General features: G+C 73.0%; 18 protein-coding genes. 3 read left to right on the forward strand and 15 right to left on the reverse strand.

Annotation, left to right across the window (positions count from 1 at the left end):
* Nucleotides 1–133: 133 nt before the first annotated feature.
* The 6 genes from bchZ to AC0IY1_RS02750 form a co-directional block, all read right to left on the reverse strand.
* Nucleotides 134–1,600 carry a chlorophyllide a reductase subunit Z gene (bchZ, locus tag AC0IY1_RS02725; protein ID WP_471767539.1) on the reverse strand — a complete coding sequence of 489 codons (1,467 nt, stop codon included), beginning with the start codon at nucleotides 1,598–1,600 and terminating at the stop codon, nucleotides 134–136.
* Nucleotides 1,600–3,177, reverse strand: a complete 1,578-nt coding sequence (gene bchY / locus AC0IY1_RS02730; protein WP_471767541.1) for a chlorophyllide a reductase subunit Y — start codon at nucleotides 3,175–3,177, stop codon at nucleotides 1,600–1,602. The genes bchZ and bchY overlap by 1 nt, the downstream gene beginning before the upstream one ends.
* 6 nt (nucleotides 3,178–3,183) lie before the next feature.
* Nucleotides 3,184–4,200: a chlorophyllide a reductase iron protein subunit X gene (locus AC0IY1_RS02735; protein ID WP_471767544.1), complete on the reverse strand. Its 1,017-nt coding sequence runs from the start codon at nucleotides 4,198–4,200 to the stop codon at nucleotides 3,184–3,186.
* Complete coding sequence (bchC, locus tag AC0IY1_RS02740) at nucleotides 4,197–5,132, reverse strand: chlorophyll synthesis pathway protein BchC (RefSeq protein WP_471767546.1); 936 nt, start codon at nucleotides 5,130–5,132, stop codon at nucleotides 4,197–4,199. The genes AC0IY1_RS02735 and bchC overlap by 4 nt, the downstream gene beginning before the upstream one ends.
* A 109-nt stretch (nucleotides 5,133–5,241) precedes the next feature.
* Nucleotides 5,242–6,393, reverse strand: a complete 1,152-nt coding sequence (locus AC0IY1_RS02745) for a methyltransferase (RefSeq protein WP_471767549.1) — start codon at nucleotides 6,391–6,393, stop codon at nucleotides 5,242–5,244.
* A 1-nt stretch (nucleotide 6,394) separates the two neighbouring features.
* On the reverse strand, nucleotides 6,395–7,264 hold the full coding sequence (locus AC0IY1_RS02750; protein ID WP_471767551.1) for a polyprenyl synthetase family protein: 870 nt from the start codon (nucleotides 7,262–7,264) through the stop codon (nucleotides 6,395–6,397).
* A 96-nt stretch (nucleotides 7,265–7,360) separates the two neighbouring features.
* On the opposite strand from AC0IY1_RS02750, the gene crtD reads away from it, so the two are divergent.
* Together crtD and AC0IY1_RS02760 are read left to right on the forward strand one after the other, a co-directional pair.
* A complete protein-coding gene (gene crtD / locus AC0IY1_RS02755; protein ID WP_471767554.1) occupies nucleotides 7,361–8,884 on the forward strand; it encodes a 1-hydroxycarotenoid 3,4-desaturase CrtD in 1,524 nt (507 codons plus the stop codon).
* Nucleotides 8,842–9,741: a carotenoid 1,2-hydratase gene (locus tag AC0IY1_RS02760; protein ID WP_471767557.1), complete on the forward strand. Its 900-nt coding sequence runs from the start codon at nucleotides 8,842–8,844 to the stop codon at nucleotides 9,739–9,741. The genes crtD and AC0IY1_RS02760 overlap by 43 nt, the downstream gene beginning before the upstream one ends.
* Nucleotides 9,742–9,747: 6 nt before the next feature.
* Here the strand turns inward: AC0IY1_RS02760 and AC0IY1_RS02765 are convergent, their stop codons facing one another.
* From AC0IY1_RS02765 to AC0IY1_RS02780, 4 genes are all read right to left on the reverse strand, one after another.
* Nucleotides 9,748–9,909 carry a hypothetical protein gene (locus tag AC0IY1_RS02765; protein WP_471767560.1) on the reverse strand — a complete coding sequence of 54 codons (162 nt, stop codon included), beginning with the start codon at nucleotides 9,907–9,909 and terminating at the stop codon, nucleotides 9,748–9,750.
* A complete protein-coding gene (locus AC0IY1_RS02770; protein WP_471767935.1) occupies nucleotides 9,906–11,012 on the reverse strand; it encodes a phytoene/squalene synthase family protein in 1,107 nt (368 codons plus the stop codon). The genes AC0IY1_RS02765 and AC0IY1_RS02770 overlap by 4 nt, the downstream gene beginning before the upstream one ends.
* A gap of 115 nt (nucleotides 11,013–11,127) precedes the next feature.
* A complete protein-coding gene (locus AC0IY1_RS02775) occupies nucleotides 11,128–12,654 on the reverse strand; it encodes a phytoene desaturase (RefSeq protein WP_055956046.1) in 1,527 nt (508 codons plus the stop codon).
* Between the two features lie 108 nt (nucleotides 12,655–12,762).
* Nucleotides 12,763–13,395, reverse strand: a complete 633-nt coding sequence (locus AC0IY1_RS02780) for a LysE family translocator (RefSeq protein ID WP_103709833.1) — start codon at nucleotides 13,393–13,395, stop codon at nucleotides 12,763–12,765.
* Between the two features lie 258 nt (nucleotides 13,396–13,653).
* Here AC0IY1_RS02780 and AC0IY1_RS02785 point away from each other — a divergent pair, with 258 nt between their 5' ends.
* Entirely contained in the window at nucleotides 13,654–13,776 is a 123-nt protein-coding gene (locus AC0IY1_RS02785) for a hypothetical protein (RefSeq protein ID WP_471767562.1), read from the forward strand.
* 120 nt (nucleotides 13,777–13,896) lie between these two features.
* On the opposite strand, the gene AC0IY1_RS02790 is transcribed toward AC0IY1_RS02785, so the two are convergent.
* The 5 genes from AC0IY1_RS02790 to hemA form a co-directional block, all read right to left on the reverse strand.
* A complete protein-coding gene (locus tag AC0IY1_RS02790; RefSeq protein ID WP_471767566.1) occupies nucleotides 13,897–14,487 on the reverse strand; it encodes a GNAT family N-acetyltransferase in 591 nt (196 codons plus the stop codon).
* A gap of 98 nt (nucleotides 14,488–14,585) precedes the next feature.
* Nucleotides 14,586–15,497: an alpha/beta fold hydrolase BchO gene (bchO, locus tag AC0IY1_RS02795; protein ID WP_471767569.1), complete on the reverse strand. Its 912-nt coding sequence runs from the start codon at nucleotides 15,495–15,497 to the stop codon at nucleotides 14,586–14,588.
* 10 nt (nucleotides 15,498–15,507) lie between these two features.
* The gene (locus AC0IY1_RS02800) at nucleotides 15,508–17,211 is read right to left on the reverse strand and encodes a magnesium chelatase subunit D (RefSeq protein WP_471767571.1); all 1,704 of its coding nucleotides are present in this window, start codon (nucleotides 17,209–17,211) and stop codon (nucleotides 15,508–15,510) included.
* Entirely contained in the window at nucleotides 17,208–18,179 is a 972-nt protein-coding gene (bchI, locus tag AC0IY1_RS02805; RefSeq protein WP_471767938.1) for a magnesium chelatase ATPase subunit I, read from the reverse strand. Before bchI ends, AC0IY1_RS02800 begins: the two co-directional genes overlap by 4 nt.
* A 246-nt stretch (nucleotides 18,180–18,425) precedes the next feature.
* A complete protein-coding gene (gene hemA / locus AC0IY1_RS02810; protein ID WP_471767574.1) occupies nucleotides 18,426–19,643 on the reverse strand; it encodes a 5-aminolevulinate synthase in 1,218 nt (405 codons plus the stop codon).
* Nucleotides 19,644–19,694 lie beyond the last annotated feature (51 nt).

Below are 19,694 nucleotides of genomic sequence, written 5' to 3' on the forward strand. Positions count from 1 at the left end.
GGATGGGTCTCCTCCTGGCGTTCCGCGGCGGGACGCATCCGGGTCGGGACGCGCGGGGTCGGCATCGACCGGTCGGACGGCGCCGCGCCGTTCCAGCCGGAAAGGGAATGGGTGCCCGGGACGGGATGCGCGCTCATGCGGCGGCCCCCAGGCGGGTCTCGGCGCGGGCGCGCTCGACATGGTGGGCGACCACGCGGGCCGTGCCCTCGCCGCGCGCGACGCGCTCGGCCGCATCACGCAGGCGCTTGGCCGCCGAGATCCGCACCAGCACCGGATGGGCCTCGACGAGTTCGTCGAGACGGGCCCGGGCGGCCTCGTCCCAGGGCAGTTCCCGGTGGAGCCGCGACGGCGTCGGCTCGACCTGGTCCATGTCGCGGGCGAGCGGCAGGATGTGGAAGAGCATGTCGAACAGGGCGTTGCAGACCTCCTGGACGAGGTAGGTCGCACCCGCGAACCCCATGAAGGGCGTGCCGGTGTGCCGCCGGATGATCGCGCCCGGGAAGGAGGCCGGCACGAAGACCGCGCGGGCCCCGGCCTCGGCCGCGTACATCCGCTCGTTGAAGGAGCCGAACAGCACCAGGGGCGGGTTCTTCGCGATCATCTCGCGAATGGCGGCATTGTCGGTCTTGGCACCCGCCCTGCGGCACTCGGAAAAATGGCAGGGCAGCCCCATTTCGTCCGCGAGGAAGTGCCGGACACCCCGGGCGTAGGTCTCGGAGGCCACGATCCCGAAGCTCGCCGTGCCGAAGAAGTCCTGCGTCACCGAGCGCCAGAGATCCCAGACCGGTTTGATGGTCGTGTGCTTCTCCCGCGCGATGAACGGCTCCGGGTCCAGGCCGAGGGCCTCGCCCAGGGCCCGCAGGAACCGCGTCGTCGAGTGGATGCCGATGGGCGCCTGGAAGTAGGGGCGCTCGAGGGCCTCGCAGAGCAGCCGGCCGAACTCGCGATAGAGGCAGATATTGGCGTCGGCATTCACCAGGGCCGGGACGTCGGCCAGATGCGAGCCCAGGGGGAAGACGAGGTTCACCTCGGCGCCGATGCCCTCCACCAGGCGGCGGATCTCGGCGAGGTCGGAGGGCATGTTGAAGGTGCCGTAGGCCGGCCCGATCAGGTTCACCCGCGGCTTCACGCCCTCCTGGCGGGGCGGCCGCGCGGGAATGCCCTTCTTGGCGAAGCGCTTGGCGCCGTACTCGTTCCAGAGCCACGCCATGGCGCGGTCGGCGGCCTGCCACTGGTCCTCGTCGATGGTGCGCGGCAGGAAGCGCTGGAGATTGGTGCCCTCCGGCGTCACGCCGCCGCCGATCATCTCGGCGATGGAGCCGGTGACGACCACGCTCGGCTGGGCCGGGTCGAGGGTGGCGTGGGCCCGCTTCATCGCGGCCTCGGTACCGTGGCGGCCGAGTTCCTCCTCGGCCAAGCCCGTGACCACGATGGGCAATTCGTGTGGCGGCAGCGCGTCGGTGTAGTGCAGCACCGAGGTCACCGGCAGGTTCTCGCAGCCCACCGGGCCGTCGATGACGACCTGCAGACCCTTGATCGCGGTGAAGACGTAGACGGCGCCCCAGTACCCGCCGGCCCGGTCGTGATCGAGGACGAGCATCAGGCCATCTCCCCGATCGGATCGTGGGTCGGTTTCGGCCGGACCGCCGCGGCGACGTTGCGACGAAGCGTCGGCACGTCTTCCCAGATGCCGGCGGCATGGCCCTCGCCGACGCCGTCGAAGAAGTCCCGCATGGCATCGAAGCGCGCGCGGTTGCCGAGGGCGGCGTTGATGACTTTCGCCAGCGAGCCGGCGCCCGCCACGCCCATGAGCGGGCGGGCCGAGATCAGGTTGGTGAAGTAGAGGGCGGGAATGCCGAGCGTCTTGGCCTTCTGCACCACGGGCGTGGTGCCGATGGCGAGGTCCGGCCGGGCATCCATCAGGGCCGCGAGATCGTCCTCCAGGGACGCCCGGTAGCGCACCGCGACGCCGCGCGCCTCGAGCCAGGCCTGATCGGCCTCGGAGTACGGCGTGCGCGGGCAGGCGGTGCCCACGTAGGCGAGATCCGCGCCGCTCTCCACCAGGAGCCGGGCGACCAGCAGCTCGGAGCCCTCGTAGCCCGACAGCGTGATCCGGCCCCGGATCGGATTGGCGCCGAGCGCCGCGCGGATCATCGGCAGGACGCGGTTCTTGGCCGCCTCCACCGCGGCGCGGGGCACGGCGCAGGCCTCGCCGATCCGGTCGAGCCAGTCGGCGGTGCCGTCATGCCCGACGGGGGCCGAACCGACGATCGGCCGCCCCGCGCCAGCGAATTCGCGCAGCGACGCGGTGTAGAACGGGTGGATCGCCGCCACGGCGGTGCAGTCCAGGGCGGCGTAGAGCTCGCGCCATTCCCGCGTCGGGACCACCGGTCCGGCACTGAGACCCAGCGGCTCCAGTAGGCCGCCGATCACGACCGGGTCGGCGGGAAACATCTCGCCGAGGAGGGCCACGGTGGGACGCTCGGCCCGTCCGGTGCGGGGCGCCTGCACGGGCCCCTGCTCGGCCTCGGTCCGCGCGACCTTAAGCATCGCGCCGGCCAGGACGTCCTTGGCCTCGGCATGGGTCGGGACCCCGAAGCCCGGAACGTCGATGCCGATGATGCGGACGCCGTCGATCTCCTTCGGCAGCAGGCGGAGCGGCACGCCGGACGCGGTCGGCACGCAGAGGTTGATGACGACGACGGCGTCGTAATCGGCCGGCTTGGCGACCTGGAACACCGCCTCGCGGATATCCTCGAACAGCTTGCCGGTGACCAGGGTCTCGGAGTTGAAGGGCACGTAGCCCACGCTCCGCTTGGCCCCGTAGAAATGTGCGGTGAAGGTCAGGCCGTAGACGCAGCAGGCGGAGCCGGAGAGGATCGTCGCCGTGCGGCGCATCCGCAGGCCGACCCGGAGCGAGCCGAAGGCCGGGCACATGCTCTGGGGCTGGTCGTGCGGGCCGGCCGGGTAGTCCCGGGCATAGGTGTCCAGGGTCTCGTTCAGGCCCGCGGCCTGGGCGGCCGCCCGCATCGCATCCTTGCCGGCGTGACAGCCATGACCGTCCTCGCGCGCGGCGGCCAGGTTCACCACCTCGGCGGAGGCCGGGACGGCCCCCAGGGTCGAGGCCGGGCGCTCCTTGCGGGCGCGAAGAGCGGCGATGTCGAGGGTGACGGCCATGATGCGTCAGACCTCGTCGTAGACGACTTCGAGGGACGGCTTCACGACCTGCGTCGTGCCGCACATGTCCTCGAAGGTGGCGGGCACCAGGGTGACGCCGCGGCCGACGGCCTCACCCTTGAACAGGCCCAGGAGTCCATCCTGGCTGAGGGGCGTCGGATGGTGCGGCGCCGCCTCGTGGACGTTCCGGGCGAGCTCGGAGAAGAGGGAGCCCCAGGAGCTCTCGGGCCGCCCGATGATCTCGTAATTCGCGCTCTTCCGGCGGATGTCGTCGTCGGCCGGGATCGAGGCCAGGATCGGAATGCCGACGGCCGCCGCGAAGGCCTGGGCCTCGCCGGTGCCGTCATCCTTGTTGATGACGAGACCGCCGACGCCGACGTTGCCGCCGAGCTTGCGGAAGTATTCCACCGCCGAGCAGACGTTGTTGGCGACGTAGAGCGACTGGAGATCGTTCGAGCCGACGACGATGACCTTCTGGCACATGTCGCGGGCGATCGGCAGGCCGAAGCCGCCGCAGACCACGTCGCCGAGGAAGTCGAGCAGGACGTAGTCGAACCCCCAGTCGTGGAAGCCGAGCTTCTCCAGGAGCTCGAAGCCGTGGATGATGCCGCGACCGCCGCAGCCGCGCCCGACCTCGGGACCGCCGAGCTCCATGGCGTAGACGCCGTCGCGCTTGAAGCAGACATCGCCGATGGCGACCTGTTCGCCCGCGAGCTTCTTCTTCGTGGAGGTCTCGATGATGGTCGGGCAGGCGCGGCCGCCGAACAGGAGCGAGGTGGTGTCGCTTTTGGGGTCGCAGCCGATCAGCAGGACCTTCTTGCCCTGCTGGGCCATCATGTAGCTGAGATTGGCCAGGGTGAACGACTTGCCGATGCCGCCCTTGCCGTAGATCGCGATGATCTGCGTCGCCTTGGTGGCGGCGACGGGCACGGGATCCGGCTCGATGCCGGCCTCGGCGCGCAGGGCCTCGGAGGCCTCCAGGGCGCCGCCGTTCAGCTGCCGGTTCGTCAGCTGGATGTTCATGCGGCTCTCCAATCCAGGATCATCTTCAGGCATCCGGCGTCACCGAAGGCCGTGCGATAGGCAGCCGGAGCGTCCGCGGCCGGGCGCCGATGGGTGATGAGGTCGTCGAGGCAGAGCCGGTCCTCGGCGACGAGCGCGAGGGTGGCGGCGAGATCCTCCGGCCGCCACTGCGCGGCGACGCGGATCCGGGCTTCCCGGAGGAAGGCGGGCGCGAAGGCGAAGCCGAGACGGCCTTCGTAGAACCCGGCGAGGACCAGTTCGCCGCCGGGGGCGAGGCGCGCGATCCCGGCGTCGAGGATGCCGGCATCGCCGCTGACGTCGAGGATCGTGGCGTAGTCGCGCCGTGCATCGTCCTCGGGCGCGAGAACGGGGTAGGATTCCGGGTTCCGGCGCCGCACGGGGTTGGTTTCCCAGACCTGCGGCGTGGCACCGAGGGCCTGGGCGATGCGCGCCACCAGGCGCCCCAGGACGCCGTAGCCGATGACGAGGAGCGGCTGGCGCAGGTCGATTCCCGCCAGGGCGTGGCGCGCCGTGGCCGCCAGGGCGATCAGGGTTCCGCGCTCGCCCCATGCCGTGTCGATGGGAACGAGGCGCTCGCCGGCGCTGACCAGGTGGGCGGCGGCGCCGCCGAACAATCCGCGGACGGGGCCGAAGCACCGGGCTCCGGGGACGAAGACGGTCTGCCCGACACGGACGCCGCTCCCGGCTCCGGCCTCGACGACCTCGCCGACGGACTCGTAGCCGGGCACCAGGGGGTAGCCCATCCCCGGAAACGACGGCATCCGGCCCGACCAGAGCAGGCGCTCGGTTCCGGTGCTGATGCCGCTCCAACGGATCGCCACGACGGCATCGCCGGCCGCGGGTTCGTCGAGCGGCAGGCTTTCGAGGCGGAGCATTCCGGGATCGTGGAGGACGACGGCATCTGTTTGCATCGCGCCTGCCCTCCCCCATCCACCGACTCGGTTCGTTCGGCGCCGAACCTGTTATGTCATCCTAGATAGACAGTTTTACACGTCAAGATAAACTTACAATGACGCTGTCTTATCGCGTTGACACAAGCAGCCGGGTCAACAGCGGACGGCGCGTCGCGACTTCGACGCTACGTCGAAAGCCGGCTTCGGAGAGGAGCGCGGTAAGCTCCCCGACGGTGCGGCAGCGCCCGCTGCCCATGGCCAGGAGGTAGAGGCCGAAATAGGCGTCGGTGACGGGCTCGGCGCCGGGCGTACCGCTCATGGGCTCGGCGAGAATGAGACGCCCGCCGGGGGGAAGCGCCGCGTGCGCGGCCTTGAGCAGGATGCGGACGGTCGCGTCGCCGTGGTCGTGCACCACCCGCACCAGGCTGATGGCGTCGGCGCCGGGCGGGAGCGGGTCCGACAGGAAGCTGCCGCCGAAGGCCTGGAAGCGGCCCGTGAGCCCGGCTCGGCCGGCCTGCTCCGTGGCGCGATGCGCCACCGCCGGCAGGTCGAAGAGTCGGAGTTGGAGCGCCGGCGCGAGGCGGCCGACCGCCGCCAGGAAGGCGCCCTCGCCACCGCCGACATCCATCAGGCAGCGATGGCGCCGCATCGGGTAGGCCTCGAGGATATCCGCCGCGATCAGCGCCTGGGAGGCCGACATCAGCCCGCTATAGGAGGCCACCGACGCGGCCTCCAGCGCGGCCCCGTCCCCGAGGGCATAAGGCCAGTATCCGCCGAGACGGGTCGGTCCCGCCTCGCCGCGCAGGAGCGCGACCGGATCGCGCAGGTCGTCGTAGAGCAGCGCGTGATGCTCGATCATCCGGCCGATCGCGGGGTTCCCGATCAGGGCCGCCCCGAGATCGGCCAGGAGATAGCGGCCGTCCGGCAGCCCGCGGATCAGGCCGAGGGAGTCCGCGGCCTTGAGCAGACGCGTCCCGGCCTCGGGGGACAGCCCCATCCGGTGGGCCAGCGCCGCGCCCGGCACCGGGCCGTCCGACAGGAGTCCGAAGAGGTCGAGCCGGACACAGGCGAACAGCGTCTGCGAGTAGGTGAACCCCGCGCAGAGATCGAACAGCGCGCGGGTGTTCGACCGCGCGATCCGCCGCGTCAGCGGAAAGCCGGCGGCCCAGCGCTGAAAGCGCGGATCGGCGATGATGCGGGCCCGGAGCGCGTACCAGCGCGCCCGGAGCCCCCCGGTGCCGGGCGGAAGCGGTGGATCGAGGGTGGCGCCGCGCGCCACCTCACGCCAGCTCCCGCGCGAGGCTCGCCGGCAGGAAGAGCCGGGTTTGCGCCTCGATCTCGGCGCGGAGCGTTTCGGCACCGGGACAATCCGGAATGACCTCGACGGCCTCGCGCACCAGGCGCTTCAGGCGCGTGAGCGCCCCGCCCATCCCGAGGAGCGCGGCCGCGTTCGGGCGACCGAGCGTCGAGTCGCGGCCGACGGGCTTGCCGACCTCCTCCTGGCGGCAGGCGACGTCGCGCAGATCGTCGGCCACCTGGTAGGCCTCGCCCAGGCATTCCCCGAGCAGGCGCCAGGGCAGCGACGGAGCGCCCGCGGCGGCGGCCCCCGTAACCGTCGCGGCGGCGAACAGCGCCCCGGTCTTCGCCTGCTGATACTCGGTCAACGCCACGGTCGGCTCCGATTCCCAGGCCTGACCGGCGGCGATTCCCGACGGCGAACCGGCCGCCCGGGCAACGAGGCCGACGAGGGCGGCCAGCCGCTTCGGATTCCGGGCCGCGCCGCGCGCGAGGGTCTCGAAGGCGGAAACGATGAGGGCGTCGCCCGTCAGCACCGCGAGGGGCTCGCCGAAGGCGGCGTGGACGGAGGGTTGGCCGCGCCGGAGGGGCGCATCGTCGAAGCAGGGCAGGTCGTCGTGGACGAGGGAGGCGCAGTGAAGGAGCTCGATGGCGGCGGCCGCGGCGTCCGAGGCCGCCGGATCGTCGTCGCCGCAGGCCCGGGCCACGGACAGGCACAGGCGCGGGCGGATCCGGTGCCCGCCGGGGAAGACGGCGTAGCGGATCGACTCGGCGAGGCGTGGCGGCGCTCCGGGCGCCTCCAGGTGCGCGACGGCGGCGTCGAGGGCGGTCTCGATGCGACGGTTGGCGTCCATTGGCCGTCTCTCCCGTGTCACTTGTTCTTGCTAGCTCAAAGTGTCAGTATTTATTGACAGTCGTCAAGACAGATCCGCTTGACCGGAGGAAGCCACGTGAAGGTCGTCGTCATCGGTGCCGGCATAGGCGGTCTGGTCGCCGCGCTGCGGCTCGCCCATGCGGGCCTCGAGGTGACGGTGCTGGAACGGGGGCAGCGGCCGGGCGGCAAGATGCGGCGTGTCCCGGTGGGCGAGACGGCGATCGATGCCGGCCCCACCGTGTTCACGATGCGCTGGGTCTTCGAGGAAATCTTCGCCGAATGCGGCGCGGACCTCGGCGCCCATGTCGGGCTGGAGCCGGCCGCGATCCTGGCCCGGCATGCCTGGAGGCCCGGCGAACAGCTCGACCTCCACGCCGATCCGGACGCCTCGGAGGCGGCGATCGCGGAATTCGCCGGGCCGCGCGCGCGCGACGGATACCGCCGGTTCCGCGCCCGCGCCGCCGAGGTCTACGCCACCCTGGAGGGGCCCTTCATCCGGGGCGAGCGCCCGAGCCCGATCGACCTGACCCGACAGGCCGGCCTCTCGGGCCTGGGCGACCTCTGGCGCATCCAGCCCTTCACCACCCTGTGGCGCGCCCTCGGCGACTACTTCACCGATCCGCGGCTGCGGCAGCTCTTCGGCCGCTACGCGACCTATTGCGGCTCGTCGCCCTTCGCGGCGCCCGCGACCCTGATGCTGGTGGCCCACGTGGAGAGCCAGGGCGTCTGGCACGTGGCCGGCGGCCTCAGCCGCCTCGCCGGCGCGGTCGCCGCGCTGGCCGGGGAGCGCGGCGCCGCCTTTCGCTACGGGACGGCCGCCCGCGGCATCGCCGTGCAGGGCGGCCGCGTCGTCGGCGTCGACCTCGACGACGGCGAGCGGCTCCCCGCGGATGCCGTGATCTGCAACGCCGACGTGGCGGCCCTGGCCGATGGCCTGCTCGGACGCGACGCGGCCCGGGCCGCAGAGACCGTTCCGGCCTCCGAGCGCTCGCTCTCGGCGGTCACGCTCTGCGCGCAGGCGCGTGCCGCGGGCTTCCCGCTCGCGCGGCACACCGTGTTCTTCTCCGGCGACTACGCGGCGGAGTTCGCGCGCATTCGGGCCGGGCACCTGCCGGACGATCCCACAATCTATGTCTGCGCGCAGGACCGATCCGACGTGAGCGCTCCGTCGGATCGGCCCGAGCGCCTGCTCTGCCTCGTCAACGCCCCGGCCCGGACCTTCAGCCCCTCGGAGATCGAGACATGCGCGACCACGATGCGGCGGCGCCTGAGCGCGAGCGGATTGACCCTCTCGGAGACGGCGGATCCGGTGACGACGGGCCCGGCGGAATTCGCGCACCTGTTCCCGGGATCGGCGGGCGCGCTCTACGGGCGGGCGTCCCACGGCTGGATGGCCTCGTTCAAGCGCCCGGGCGCCCGCACGCGGATTCCGGGCCTCTACCTCGCGGGGGGGAGCGTGCATCCGGGTCCGGGGGTGCCGATGGCGGCGCAGTCCGGGCGGATCGCGGCGGACAGTCTGCTGCGGGACCGGAGCGGCGCCCGCGCTTCGATACGCGGGTGGATCGCGACGGCTACGTCTGGTGGTACGTCGATGCCCTGAGCGAGGACGGCCGCCAGGGCCTGACGATCATCGCCTTCATCGGCAGCGTGTTCTCGCCCTATTACGCCTGGGACCCCAGCCGCGACCCCTTCGACCACTGCGCCGTCAACGTCGTGCTCTACGGCGAACGGGCCAACCGCTTCTGCATGACCGAGCGGGGCCGGACGAGTCTGAACCGGGATGCCGACCACATCCAGATCGGGCCGAGCGGCCTGTCCTGGGACGGCACCACGCTGACGATCCGCCTCGACGAGGTGACGGCGCCGATCCCCGCCCGGGTCCGAGGGACGGTGCGCCTGCGCCCGGGAGGCTTCACGCCGGGCCCGCGCCCTCTCGATGCGGCGGGCCAGCACCGCTGGTGGCCGATGGCGCCCTCCTCCCCGGTCGAGGTGGCGCTGGAGGAGCCCGGGATCGCCTGGCGCGGAACCGCCTACTTCGACACCAACCACGGCGACACGTCGCTCGAGGCCGCCTTTCGCGACTGGACCTGGTGCCGGGCCGACCTGCGCGACGGGGCGGCGATCCTGTACGACGTCAACCGGACGGACGGCACCCGGCAGGAACTCACCCTGTGCTTCGCCGCCGACGGGACGCCCCGGGACATCGACCCGCCGCGGCGCGTCGCCCTGCCGCCGACGCGGTTCTGGCGCATGCCGCGCAGTACGCGGAGCGACGATGATCGCGTGGAGGTCGCGCGAACCTTCGAGGACACGCCGTTCTACGCGCGGTCCTGTCTCCGCGCGACCCTGCGCGGCGAGGCGGTGCGACCGGTCCACGAGAGCCTGTCGCTTGCGCGTTTCAGCCACCCCCTGGTGCGGCTGATGCTGCCGTTCCGGATGCCGCGCCGGACGCGCTGAGGCGGATCAGGCCGGCGGGCCCTCGGCCCGCTCGGCCGCCGCGCGCGCGGCCGCCGCCCGGTCGCGCCGGATGCCGCGCTTCAGGACCACGCGCTGCCAGGTCGCCAACCCCAGGGCGAGCGCGAAGACGAGACCGATGTCGAAGGCGGCGAAGAGCGGGTCGGTCACGGACCGGCCGGGACCGTGGCCTCGCGCTCGCGCAGGGTCTCGATGAGGTCGAGGACCCGGGCGACCTGGGCGGGAACGTTCCACCAGGCGGGGGGCACCGGCACGGGTTGGGCGGCCACGGCCTCCACCAGGAAGGCGGTCTCGGCCAGGGGCGGCGCGGTTCGGTCGGGCATGACCGAGCCGGGCATGAGTAATTCGGGCTTGGCCAAGTCGAGGGCGGCCAAGTCGGGCCGGGCCAAGTCGTTTCCTGCGGCGAGGGGCAGCAGCGCGCGGGCCATCAGGACGGCCTTGCGACGGCCGGGCACCCGCGCCCGGTTGGCGATCGGGTCGAGGCCGCGTCGCTCGAGATCGCGGCCGATCTCGGCGTAGATCAGGCGGGCGGCGCGGATGGCGGGCCGGCAATCCAGGGGCAGCCCGGGAATGCCGGCCTCGGCACGCGCGTAGAGCGATTCGGCGACCGCGAGGAGGCGACCGACGATCGCCCGCAGCGCCGGGCCCGCGACCGGGTTCGCCAGGAAGGCGTCCGGGTCGAGGCCGGTCTCCCGCATCCAGGCCAGCGGCAGGTAGAGCCGCCCGGCCCGGGCGTCCTCGCCGACGTCGCGGGCGATGTTGGTGAACTGCATGGCGACGCCGAGGTCGCAGGCGCGGGCGAGCACGGCGCCGTCGCGCACGCCCATCAGCACGGTCATCATCGCGCCGACGCTGCCGGCGACCCGGGCCGCATAGGCGGTGAGGTCTGACAGGGTCTCGTAGCGCCGCCCCTGCGCGTCCCAGGCCAGCCCCTCGATGAGGGCGGCGGGCAGGGCCTGGGGCAGCCTGTGGGCGGCTACGAGGTCGGCCATGGCCCGGTCGGCGGGCGAATCGGACGGGACGTCGTCGTAGATGCGGGCGAGGCGCGCGGCGAGGCGCGCCAGGGCGGCGGGACGGTCGCGGGCGAGCGCATCGTCGACGGCATCGTCGGAGAGGCGGCAGAAGGCGTAGAGCCCGTAGGCCGGGCGCCGGACCCGCGCCGGCAACAGGGCGGAGGCGGCGAAGAAGCTGCGCGACCCGTCCCGGATCGCGGCCCGGCAGGCGGCATGGTCGGCCGCATCCGCGTGGGGCATCGCCCAGAGCGGCGGCCGCTCCGGCCCGCGCCGGACGGCGTCGAACAGGGTGAGCGCGGGCCGGAGGGGTTCGGGCGGAAGCGGTTCGGGCCGGCGGGTGAGACCCTGCGACCTTTCAGGCGAAGAGACGCGCATCCGGCACCACCGTGTCGAGGACCTTGGCCGAGGACAGGACGCCGGGGAGCCCGGCCCCCGGATGGGTGCCCGCGCCGACGAGGTAGAGATTGCGGAACGCCGACGAGGCGTTGTGCGGACGGAACCAGGCCGATTGCGTCAGCACGGGCTCGAGGCCGAAGCCGGAGCCGCGGAAGCTCCGGAAATCGCCGGCGAAATCCGCCGGCGTGGTGACGCGGGAGGTGACGATCGCGTCCGAGAGGCCCGGCATCACCGAGCCCTCCAGGCTGTCGGCGATGGCCTTCCGGTAGGGTTCGCCCAGCACCGACCAGTCCTGCCCGCCGGCGAGATTCGGCACCGGGGCCAGCACGTAGAAGGCATCGCAGCCCGGCGGCGCCAGGAGCGGGTCGGTGGCGGTGGGGCGGTGCAGGTAGAGGCTGAAATCCGGCGCCAGGACCTTGCGGACGAAGATGTCCTCGATCAGCGCGCGGTAGCGCGGCCCCATCAGGATGGTGTGGTGGGCGATGTCGGGGAACTGCCGGTTCGTGCCGAAGTACCAGACGAAGAGGCCCATGGAGGAGGACGAGGCCTTGAGCTTCGCCCGGTGCCAGGACCGGCCCTCCTCGCCGAGGAGCGACAGGTAGGTCTCGGCGGAATCCGCGTTCGAGACGACGATGTCGGCGGGGATGCGGGTGCCGTCGGCGAGCGTGACACCGGTGGCCGCCCCGGCCGCGACGTCGATCCGGGCCACGTCGGCCCGGTAGCGCACGGCGCCGCCCTGCCCCGCGATCAGCCCAACCAGGCCGTCGACCAGGCGTCCGGTGCCGCCCATGGCGAAATGCACGCCCCAGCGGCGCTCCAGATGCGCGATCAGGCAGTAGATGGCGCTGGCCCGGAAGGGCGAGCCGCCGATCAGCAGGGGATGGAAGCTGAAGATGGTACGCAGGCGCTCGTCGCGGATATGGCGCGCCACGAGGTCGTAGACCGAGCGATGGCCGCCGAGGCGCAGCAGCGAGGGCGTGATCCGCAGCATGTCGCGGACCGACGAGAAGGCAACGTGCCCGAGTTCCTCGAACCCGACCCGGCAGATCGCGGCGCTGCGCGCCATGAAGCGCTCGTAGCCGGGGACGTCCTCGGGCGAGAACCGCGCCACCTCGGCCCGCATCGCTTCCGGGTCGCCGCTATAGTCGAAGGTGGCGCCGTCCGGGAAGCGGATGCGGTAGAACGGCAGCATCGGCGCCAGGGTGACGTCGTCGGCCATGCGCCGCCCGCACAGGCTCCAGAGCTCCTCGAACAGGAACGGCGCCGTGACGATGGTCGGCCCGGCATCGAAGGTGAAGCCGTCCTGGCGGTGGACGCGGGCCCGTCCGCCGGGCTGATCCAGGCGCTCCAGCACCGTCACCCGGTAGCCCCGGGCGCCGAGACGCACCGCCGCCGCCAGCCCGCCGAAGCCACTGCCGATCACCACCGCGTGCGGGCGGGGAGACCGGGTCGTCGCGAGGCTCGGCGAGTCGGCGAGTGTCAACATAGACTGACACTATTCGCGTCAGGCCGTCGGGCGCAAGCGCGATTCTGCGGGCGCTTCCCACGCATGACGTTCGCCGGGATCCCGCACGCGACGGGCCTCGGGGCAGGCTCAGCGGCGGGCTTCGGTCATCATCCGGACGGCGAGGCCGGCCAGGACCGTTCCCATGACCCAGCGCTGGACCAGGGCGAAGGAGGGCCGGCGCGTCAGGAACAGCGCGATCGCCCCCGCCGAGAGCGCGACGGCGGCGTTGACCATGACGCTGAGGGCGATCTGGATCGCCCCGAGGCTGAGGGCCTGGGCGAAGACGCTGCCCCGGGCGGGATCGATGAACTGCGGCAGCAGCGACAGGTAGATCACCGCGATCTTCGGATTGAGCAGGTTCGTCAGGAAGCCCATCAGGAACAGCTTACGGGGGCTGTCCTGCGGCAGGGCCTTCACCGCGAAGGGGGAGCGCCCGCCCGGGCGGACCGCTTGCCAGGCGAGCCAGAGCAGGTAGAGGCCGCCGACGAGGCGGATGGCGTCGTACGCATAGGGCACCGCTAGGACCAGGGCGGTGAGGCCGAAGGCGGCGCACAGCATGTAGACGACGAACCCGAGGGCGACGCCGCCCAGGGAGATCAGGCCGGCCCGCGGCCCCTGACAGATCGAGCGCGAGATCAGGTAGACCATGTTCGGCCCGGGCGTCAGGGCCATGCCGAGGGCGATCGCCGCGAAGGCGAGGAGGCTCGTGGTTCCGGGCACCGTGGGTCCAACTCCGTCTGAAGCTTAAGGGGACGCCGGCCCGGGAGGCGGCCGCGACCGACTGCGATCCGCGCCGGCCCCGCGTCTTCCCGCATCGGCCGCGCGATGGCCACGGGAAATCGCCGGGCGACCACAACCCCCACCGGTAAACCCTGGCGGAAGGGATCCCGGCGGAGACCGATCGTGCGGACGATCAGGGAACATTGGCCCGCGACGACCCGTCAATATCAGAGGTCGTCCGAACCAGAGGGCTCTGCCATGCCGCAAATGTTCGATTGGATCTTCTTCGCGATCATCCTGCCCGTCCCGGCCTATCTCGTCTGGGACTGGTATCAGCATCGCGGGGACCCGCAGGCGGAGCGGGATGCCAGACCGCGCTAGCGCGGCGTCTCCACCTCCCAAGTCGCGCTAGCGCGGCGTCTCCACCTCCAAAGTCGCGCTAGCGCGGCGTCTCCACCTCCAAAGTCGCGCTAGCGCGGCGTCTCCACCTCCCAAGTCGCGCTAGCGCGACTTCTCCAACTGCCAGGTCAGGTGGGTCCGCACGGTCGGCCAGTCCGGCGCGACGATGCTGTAGACGCAGGTATCCCGCAGGGAGCCGTCCGCCAGGCGCTGGTGGTGGCGCAGGATGCCGTCGAGGCGCGCCCCGAGGCGCTCGATGGCACGCCGGCTCGCCTGGTTCATCACATGGGTGCGGAATTCCACGGCGAGGCAGCCGAGGGTCTCGAAGGCGTGGCCCAGCAGCAGGCGCTTCGCCTCGGTGTTCAGGGGGGAGCGCTGGACCCGTGCGGCGTACCAGGTCGAGCCGATCTCCACCCGCGGCCCGGCGGCGTCGATGTTCATGTAGGTGGTCATCCCGACGGGACGGCCGCCGGGTCCGTCGAGGACGGTGAAGGGCAGCATCGTGCCCGCGTCCTGCAGGCCGAGGCGGCGCTCGATCTCGGCGGCCATCCGCTCCGGCGCGGGGATCGCCGTGTACCAGAGGCGCCAGAGTTGGCCGTCCTGCACCGCCTCGGACAGGGCCGCGGCGTGGTCCAGCGCCAGCGGCACGAGTTCGACATGCCGGCCGGTGAGGGTGACGGGCGTCAGGGCCATGGACAGCAACCTCGCGGACAGGCGCCGGGCCGGCGCCGTCTCCGGACATCCGCGATCGGACATCCTGCGTCCGTCGGTGCGACCGGGCCGCGGCCGCGTCAAGCCCCGGCGGACGGGTGTCCCGCGGCGATCTGCTCCCCGTAGGCCGCGATGATGGCGTCGGCGATGCGCGCCGGGTCCTCCTCGTGGGCGAGGTGCCCGAGATTGCGGATCAGGCGGACCCGGGCCTGGGGCAGCCGGTCCTTGAGGGCGAAGGCGGTCTCGGGGGCGATCGCCTTGTCGTCCCCGCCGACGAGGAGCAGCGTCGGCACCGCGAGGCGGCCGATCTCCCGGTCGAGGGCGGCGAGGTCCCAGTTCGCCATCATGCCCAGCGCACCCGCCACGTGGCCCGGGCAGCGGAAGAGGCGCCGGTAGAGCTCGAGGCCGCGGGCGTCGAGGCGCGAGCCGGTGCCGCGGATCAGGCGCTCCACCGCCGGACGGTCGGCGGTCCAGGCGAAGATCCGCGGGGTGACGGGGTTGAGGAACAGCATCCGGGCGAGCCCCGGGAACAGCACCGAGGCGAGGCCCGGAAACGGCGTCAGCGCGCCGTTCAGCGCCACCAGCAGGCTTGGCGCGAGCCCGTCGAGGCAGAGCCGGACCAGGATCGCCGCGCCGGCGGAATGCCCGACCACGAGGTCCGGCGACAGGTCGAGACTGCGCAGCAGGTCGCGGATCGCCGCCGCCATGCCGGGCAGGGACAGGCGCCCGGCGGGCAGCGGGTCGGTGAAGCCGTGGCCCGGCAGGTCCGGGGCCACGACCCGGAAGTGGTCGGCGAGCCGCGGCGCGAGGCCCGCCCAGGAATGGGTGGCGGCCCCGGTGCCGTGCAGGAGCAGGACGACGGGCGCGTCGGGCGCCCCGAACTCCTGCACGTGCCAGGTCAGGTCGGCGGCACGGACGAAGCGGCTCGCGGCGCGGTTGGGCCAATCCGCGCCGTCGCGCTCCCACTGGGGCCGGTCGCTCGGCGCAGGCATCGCAGATCCTTCAGCGGGCCGAGCGGATCGCGGTGCTCATGGCCGCGGCATCGGCATAGGGAAGCGTGACATAGCGCGCGCCCATCGCTTCGGCGAGGCGCCGTGCGGCCTCCTGCGGCCGCGCCGCGGTGTCGATGAGGATCGTGCGGATCGCGGCGGCCCGCAGAAGGCCGGCGGCGTTCAGCGCCTCGGCGCCGGCCGCGGCCCGGCCGGGCGCTCCGGAGCGGGCGACGTTGGCGCGCCCGTCGGTGAGCACCACCACCACCGGGGTTCCACCGCCGCGCCGGACGGCGCGGGCGAGGTCGCCGGCGGCGTCGAGGCCCGCGGCGAGGGGCGTGCCCCCGCCCCCCGGCAGGGCCGAGAGGCCGCGCCGGGCCCGGGCCAGGGCACGGGTGGGCGCCAGCACGATCTCGGCTTCGCTCCCCCGGAAGGCCACCAGGGCGACCTTGTCGCGGCGGACATAGGCCTCGGCCAGGAGCAGCTCGACGGCGCCCTTCGCTTCGGCCAGGCGTTCCAGGGCGGCCGAGCCGGAGGCATCGACGGCGAAGATGGTGGTGGTCTCGCCGCGCTGCCGGAACCGGGTGATGCGGAAATCTTCGCTGCGCACCTGAATCAGGCGCGGGGCTCCCCCCGCGCCGGCCCGCAGGCGCTGCCAGGGGGCGGCGGCCCGCAGGGTGGGCAGGAGGGCGAGGCGGCCGGTGCGGGGCGAGCCCGGCCTTGTGCCGGCCGGACGCCCGGAGCGCGGCGCCTGCATCACCGCGCCGACGCGGCCGGCCTTCGGCGCGGACGGCGCCGGGCCGGCCTGCGCCAGCTGGGCGAGGAGATCCGGCGGGATCGCCGCGCGGGCGGCCTCGACGAGGCTCTCGGCCCCCGGTTCGAGGACGGCCTCAGGGGGCGCGGCATCGTCCGGCGCCGGCGGCTCGGACCGCTCCGGCGGCGCAGCGTCCGCCTCCTCCGGGCTCGGGGGCAGGCGCGTGGCGCGCGGCGCCAGGACGAGGCAGGCGGCTTCGCGGAGATCCGCCGTGCCGAGCGCTCCCTCTTTCGCCAGGAGGCGCGCGACGCGCAGCGCCAGCAGCGGGGCCCGCAGGGAGGCGATGCCGAGGGGGACCGCGACTCCGCAGAGATCCGCCACCGCAGCGTCGATGTCGATGTCGACGTCCGGCTCGGCCGGGTTCGGCTCGGCTTCGGCCGCCGCCCCTTGCGTCTCGCCCCAGGCGATGCCGGTGAGGTCGAGGCGGAAGGCCAGGCGATCGGCCAGGGCCTCGGGAACCCGGGCGTCGTCGCCCTCCCCTTCGTCGAGAAGGATGAGGCCGATCCGCGCCGGCGCCCGCGCGGCCAGCCCGTCGCGCTCCGCCCGGACCTCGCCGGTGTCCAGGGCGGCGGCGAGGCGGGCGGCGGTGCCGGGCGAGAGGCGCTCCGCCATCGGAACGATCACGCACCCGCCATCGGCCTCGGACAGGAGGCCGGACTGGGCGACGGGGCGCCCGGCGGCCAGGGTCGCGGCGAGGTCGAGCCCGCCGAGGAGGCGGTCGTCGGCGATGCCCGCCGGCATCCGGCGGAAGGGCCGGCCGGGTCCGAGTTCGCCGGCGAGACGGTCGAGCCAGAGGTCCCGCACCGGGCCGGCCCCGGCCCGGACGACGACACCGCCGCAAACCTGCGGATCGGTGGCGACGAGGCGCGCCACGCGCAGGGCGCGGGCCCAGGCGGGGCTCATCGGGCGAGGAGGTCCTCCACGGCGCGGGCGACCCGCGCGGTGGAGCCGGATTCGTCGAGGGGATTGCGGCGCAGACGGTGACGCAGGGCCGAGGGGGCGATCCGGGCCAGGTGGTCGAGCCCCACGGTCTCGGCGCCCTCATAGGCCGCGAGCGCCCGGGCGGTCCGCATCAGCGTGAGTTCACCGCGCAGGCCGTCGGTGCCCAGCGCCAGGCAGAGCCGCGCCGCGGCCTCCAGGGTGGCGTCGGGTACGCCGAGGCCGGGGAGCCGGGCGCGGGCGGCGGTGAGCGCCTTGCGGATGGCGCGGTCGGCCTTGGCGTAGCCGGCGCAGAACGCCGCCGGATCGCGCTCGTATGCGTCGCGGCGGCGGACCACGTCGATGCGGGTCGGCAGGTCGGTGGGCGTCGTCACCTCGACGGCGAGGCCGAAGCGATCGAGGAGCTGGGGCCGCAACTCGCCCTCCTCCGGGTTGCCGCTGCCGACGAGGACGAACCGCGCCGGATGGCGGATGCTCAGGCCCTCGCGCTCCACGGTGTTCACCCCCGAGGCGGCGACGTCGAGGAGGAGATCGACGAGATGGTCCTCCAGCAGGTTGACCTCGTCGATGTAGAGGAAGCCGCGATTGGCCCGGGCCAGCAGGCCCGGCTCGAAGGCCTTCTCGCCGCGGGTCAGGGCACGCTCCAGGTCGAGGGCGCCGACGACACGGTCCTCGGTGGCGCCGAGCGGCAGGTCCACCACCGGGACGGGGATGGATTCGGCGCGTAGGACCGCCTGCGCGCGGCACAGGTGACACTGCTCGGCCGGGCGACCGGGATCGCAGGCATAGGGACAGCCGACCACCGCGGACATCGGTGGCAGCAGGGCGGCGAGGCCGCGGATCGCCGTCGACTTGCCGGTGCCGCGGTCGCCGAACACCAGCACGCCGCCCACGGACGGATCGACGGCCGCGATCAGCAGCGCCCGGCGCATCTCGTCCTGACCGACGATGGCCGAGAAGGGAAAGGTCGGCGCGGCCCCGCCCGGGTTGGTTCGCGGCGCCTTGCCCGACCCGGCGGCCCGCAGGATCGGCGGGGTCTCGCTCGCCAACGCCGCCGAGACCGGTTTCAGGGACATCGCTCGGATCGATCCGTTCACGATCATGGGCTTGAACTTCCTTGCGCGAAGCCGCGTACGGAGTCCCCTCCCCCCCAAACGGGCGGAGGGTTCGCGGGCGTCCTACTCGGCCGCCGCGCGCTGGACGCCCATCCGGCCCCAGATCGTGCTCAGCGCGCCGACGAGGTGGTCGATATCCGCATCGGAATGCAGGGGCGACGGCGTGATCCGCAGGCGCTCGGTGCCGCGCGGGACGGTGGGGTAGTTGATCGGCTGGACGTAGATGCCGAACTCGTCGAGCAGGGTGTCGCTGATCGCCTTGCACAGCACGGGATCGCAGACCATCACGGGCACGATGTGGCTGTCGTTCGGCAGATAGGGGATGCCGGCGGCGTCGAGGCGGGCGCGGACCGCGGCGACCCGCTCCTGGTGCCGGGCCCGCTCGGCCCGGCTCGCCTTGAGGTGGCGGATGCTGGCCGCGGCCCCCGCCGCCACGGCGGGCGGCAGGGAGGTGGTGAAGATGAAGCCGGAGGCGAAGCTGCGCACGAAGTCGCAGAGCTTGGTCGAGCCGGTGATGTAGCCGCCATGGACCGCGAAGGCCTTGCCGAGCGTGCCCTCGATCACGTCGAGGCGGTGGGCGAGGCCGTCGCGCTCCGAGATGCCGCCGCCCCGCGCACCGTAGAGACCGACGGCATGGACTTCGTCGAGATAGGTCAGCGCGCCGTGCGCCTCGGCCACGTCGCAGATCTCCGCGATCGGGGCGATGTCGCCGTCCATCGAGTAGACCGATTCGAAGGCCACGATCTTCGGCCGGGCCGGGTCGACCAGGCGCAGCTTGCGGTCGAGATCCTCGGGGTCGTTGTGACGGAAGATGTGGCGCTCGGCGCGGCTCGCCTTGATGCCCTCGATCATCGAGGCGTGGTTGCCGGCATCCGAGAAGATCGCACAGCCGGGGAGCTGGCTCCCGAGGGTGCCGAGGGCCGCCCAGTTCGAGACGTAGCCGGAGGTGAAGAGCAGCGCGGCCTCCTTGGCGTGGAGGTCCGCGAGCTCGCGCTCCAGCAGCACGTGGTAGTGGTTGGTGCCCGAGATGTTGCGGGTGCCCCCGGCCCCGGCCCCGCAGCGGTCCAGGGCCTCGTGCATGGCGTCGAGCACGGCCGGGTTCTGGCCCATGCCGAGGTAGTCGTTGGAGCACCAGACGGTGACCGGCCGCGTGCCGGACGGCGTGTGGTGGGTGGCGTGCGGGAAGCGCCCCGCCTGCCGCTCGAGGTCGGTGAAGACGCGGTAACGTCCCTCGCGATGCAGGCCGGCCAAAGCAGAGCCGAAGATCTCTTCGTAGTTCATGCCCGTCCCCTTCCCTCGTTACACGGCGGGTTCTGGCCCGCTCGCCTCTCC

The sequence above is a fragment of the Methylobacterium sp. AC690 genome, assembly GCF_979256535.1.

Excerpts from the sequence above, each read along its gene's own strand:
- bchZ (WP_471767539.1), bottom strand. The coding sequence starts at position 1,600 with ATGCTCGTCCTCGATCACGACCGGGCCGGCGGGTACTGGGGCGCCGTC.
- bchY (WP_471767541.1), bottom strand. The coding sequence starts at position 3,177 with ATGGCCGTCACCCTCGACATCGCCGCTCTTCGCGCCCGCAAGGAGCGC.
- AC0IY1_RS02735 (WP_471767544.1), bottom strand. The coding sequence starts at position 4,200 with ATGAACATCCAGCTGACGAACCGGCAGCTGAACGGCGGCGCCCTGGAG.
- bchC (WP_471767546.1), bottom strand. The coding sequence starts at position 5,132 with ATGCAAACAGATGCCGTCGTCCTCCACGATCCCGGAATGCTCCGCCTC.
- AC0IY1_RS02750 (WP_471767551.1), bottom strand. The coding sequence starts at position 7,264 with ATGGACGCCAACCGTCGCATCGAGACCGCCCTCGACGCCGCCGTCGCG.
- AC0IY1_RS02770 (WP_471767935.1), bottom strand. The coding sequence starts at position 11,012 with ATGCCCCACGCGGATGCGGCCGACCATGCCGCCTGCCGGGCCGCGATC.
- AC0IY1_RS02775 (WP_055956046.1), bottom strand. The coding sequence starts at position 12,654 with ATGTTGACACTCGCCGACTCGCCGAGCCTCGCGACGACCCGGTCTCCC.
- AC0IY1_RS02785 (WP_471767562.1), top strand. The coding sequence starts at position 13,654 with ATGCCGCAAATGTTCGATTGGATCTTCTTCGCGATCATCCTGCCCGTC.
- AC0IY1_RS02790 (WP_471767566.1), bottom strand. The coding sequence starts at position 14,487 with ATGGCCCTGACGCCCGTCACCCTCACCGGCCGGCATGTCGAACTCGTG.
- bchO (WP_471767569.1), bottom strand. The coding sequence starts at position 15,497 with ATGCCTGCGCCGAGCGACCGGCCCCAGTGGGAGCGCGACGGCGCGGAT.
- AC0IY1_RS02800 (WP_471767571.1), bottom strand. The coding sequence starts at position 17,211 with ATGAGCCCCGCCTGGGCCCGCGCCCTGCGCGTGGCGCGCCTCGTCGCC.
- bchI (WP_471767938.1), bottom strand. The coding sequence starts at position 18,179 with ATGCGCCGGGCGCTGCTGATCGCGGCCGTCGATCCGTCCGTGGGCGGC.
- hemA (WP_471767574.1), bottom strand. The coding sequence starts at position 19,643 with ATGAACTACGAAGAGATCTTCGGCTCTGCTTTGGCCGGCCTGCATCGC.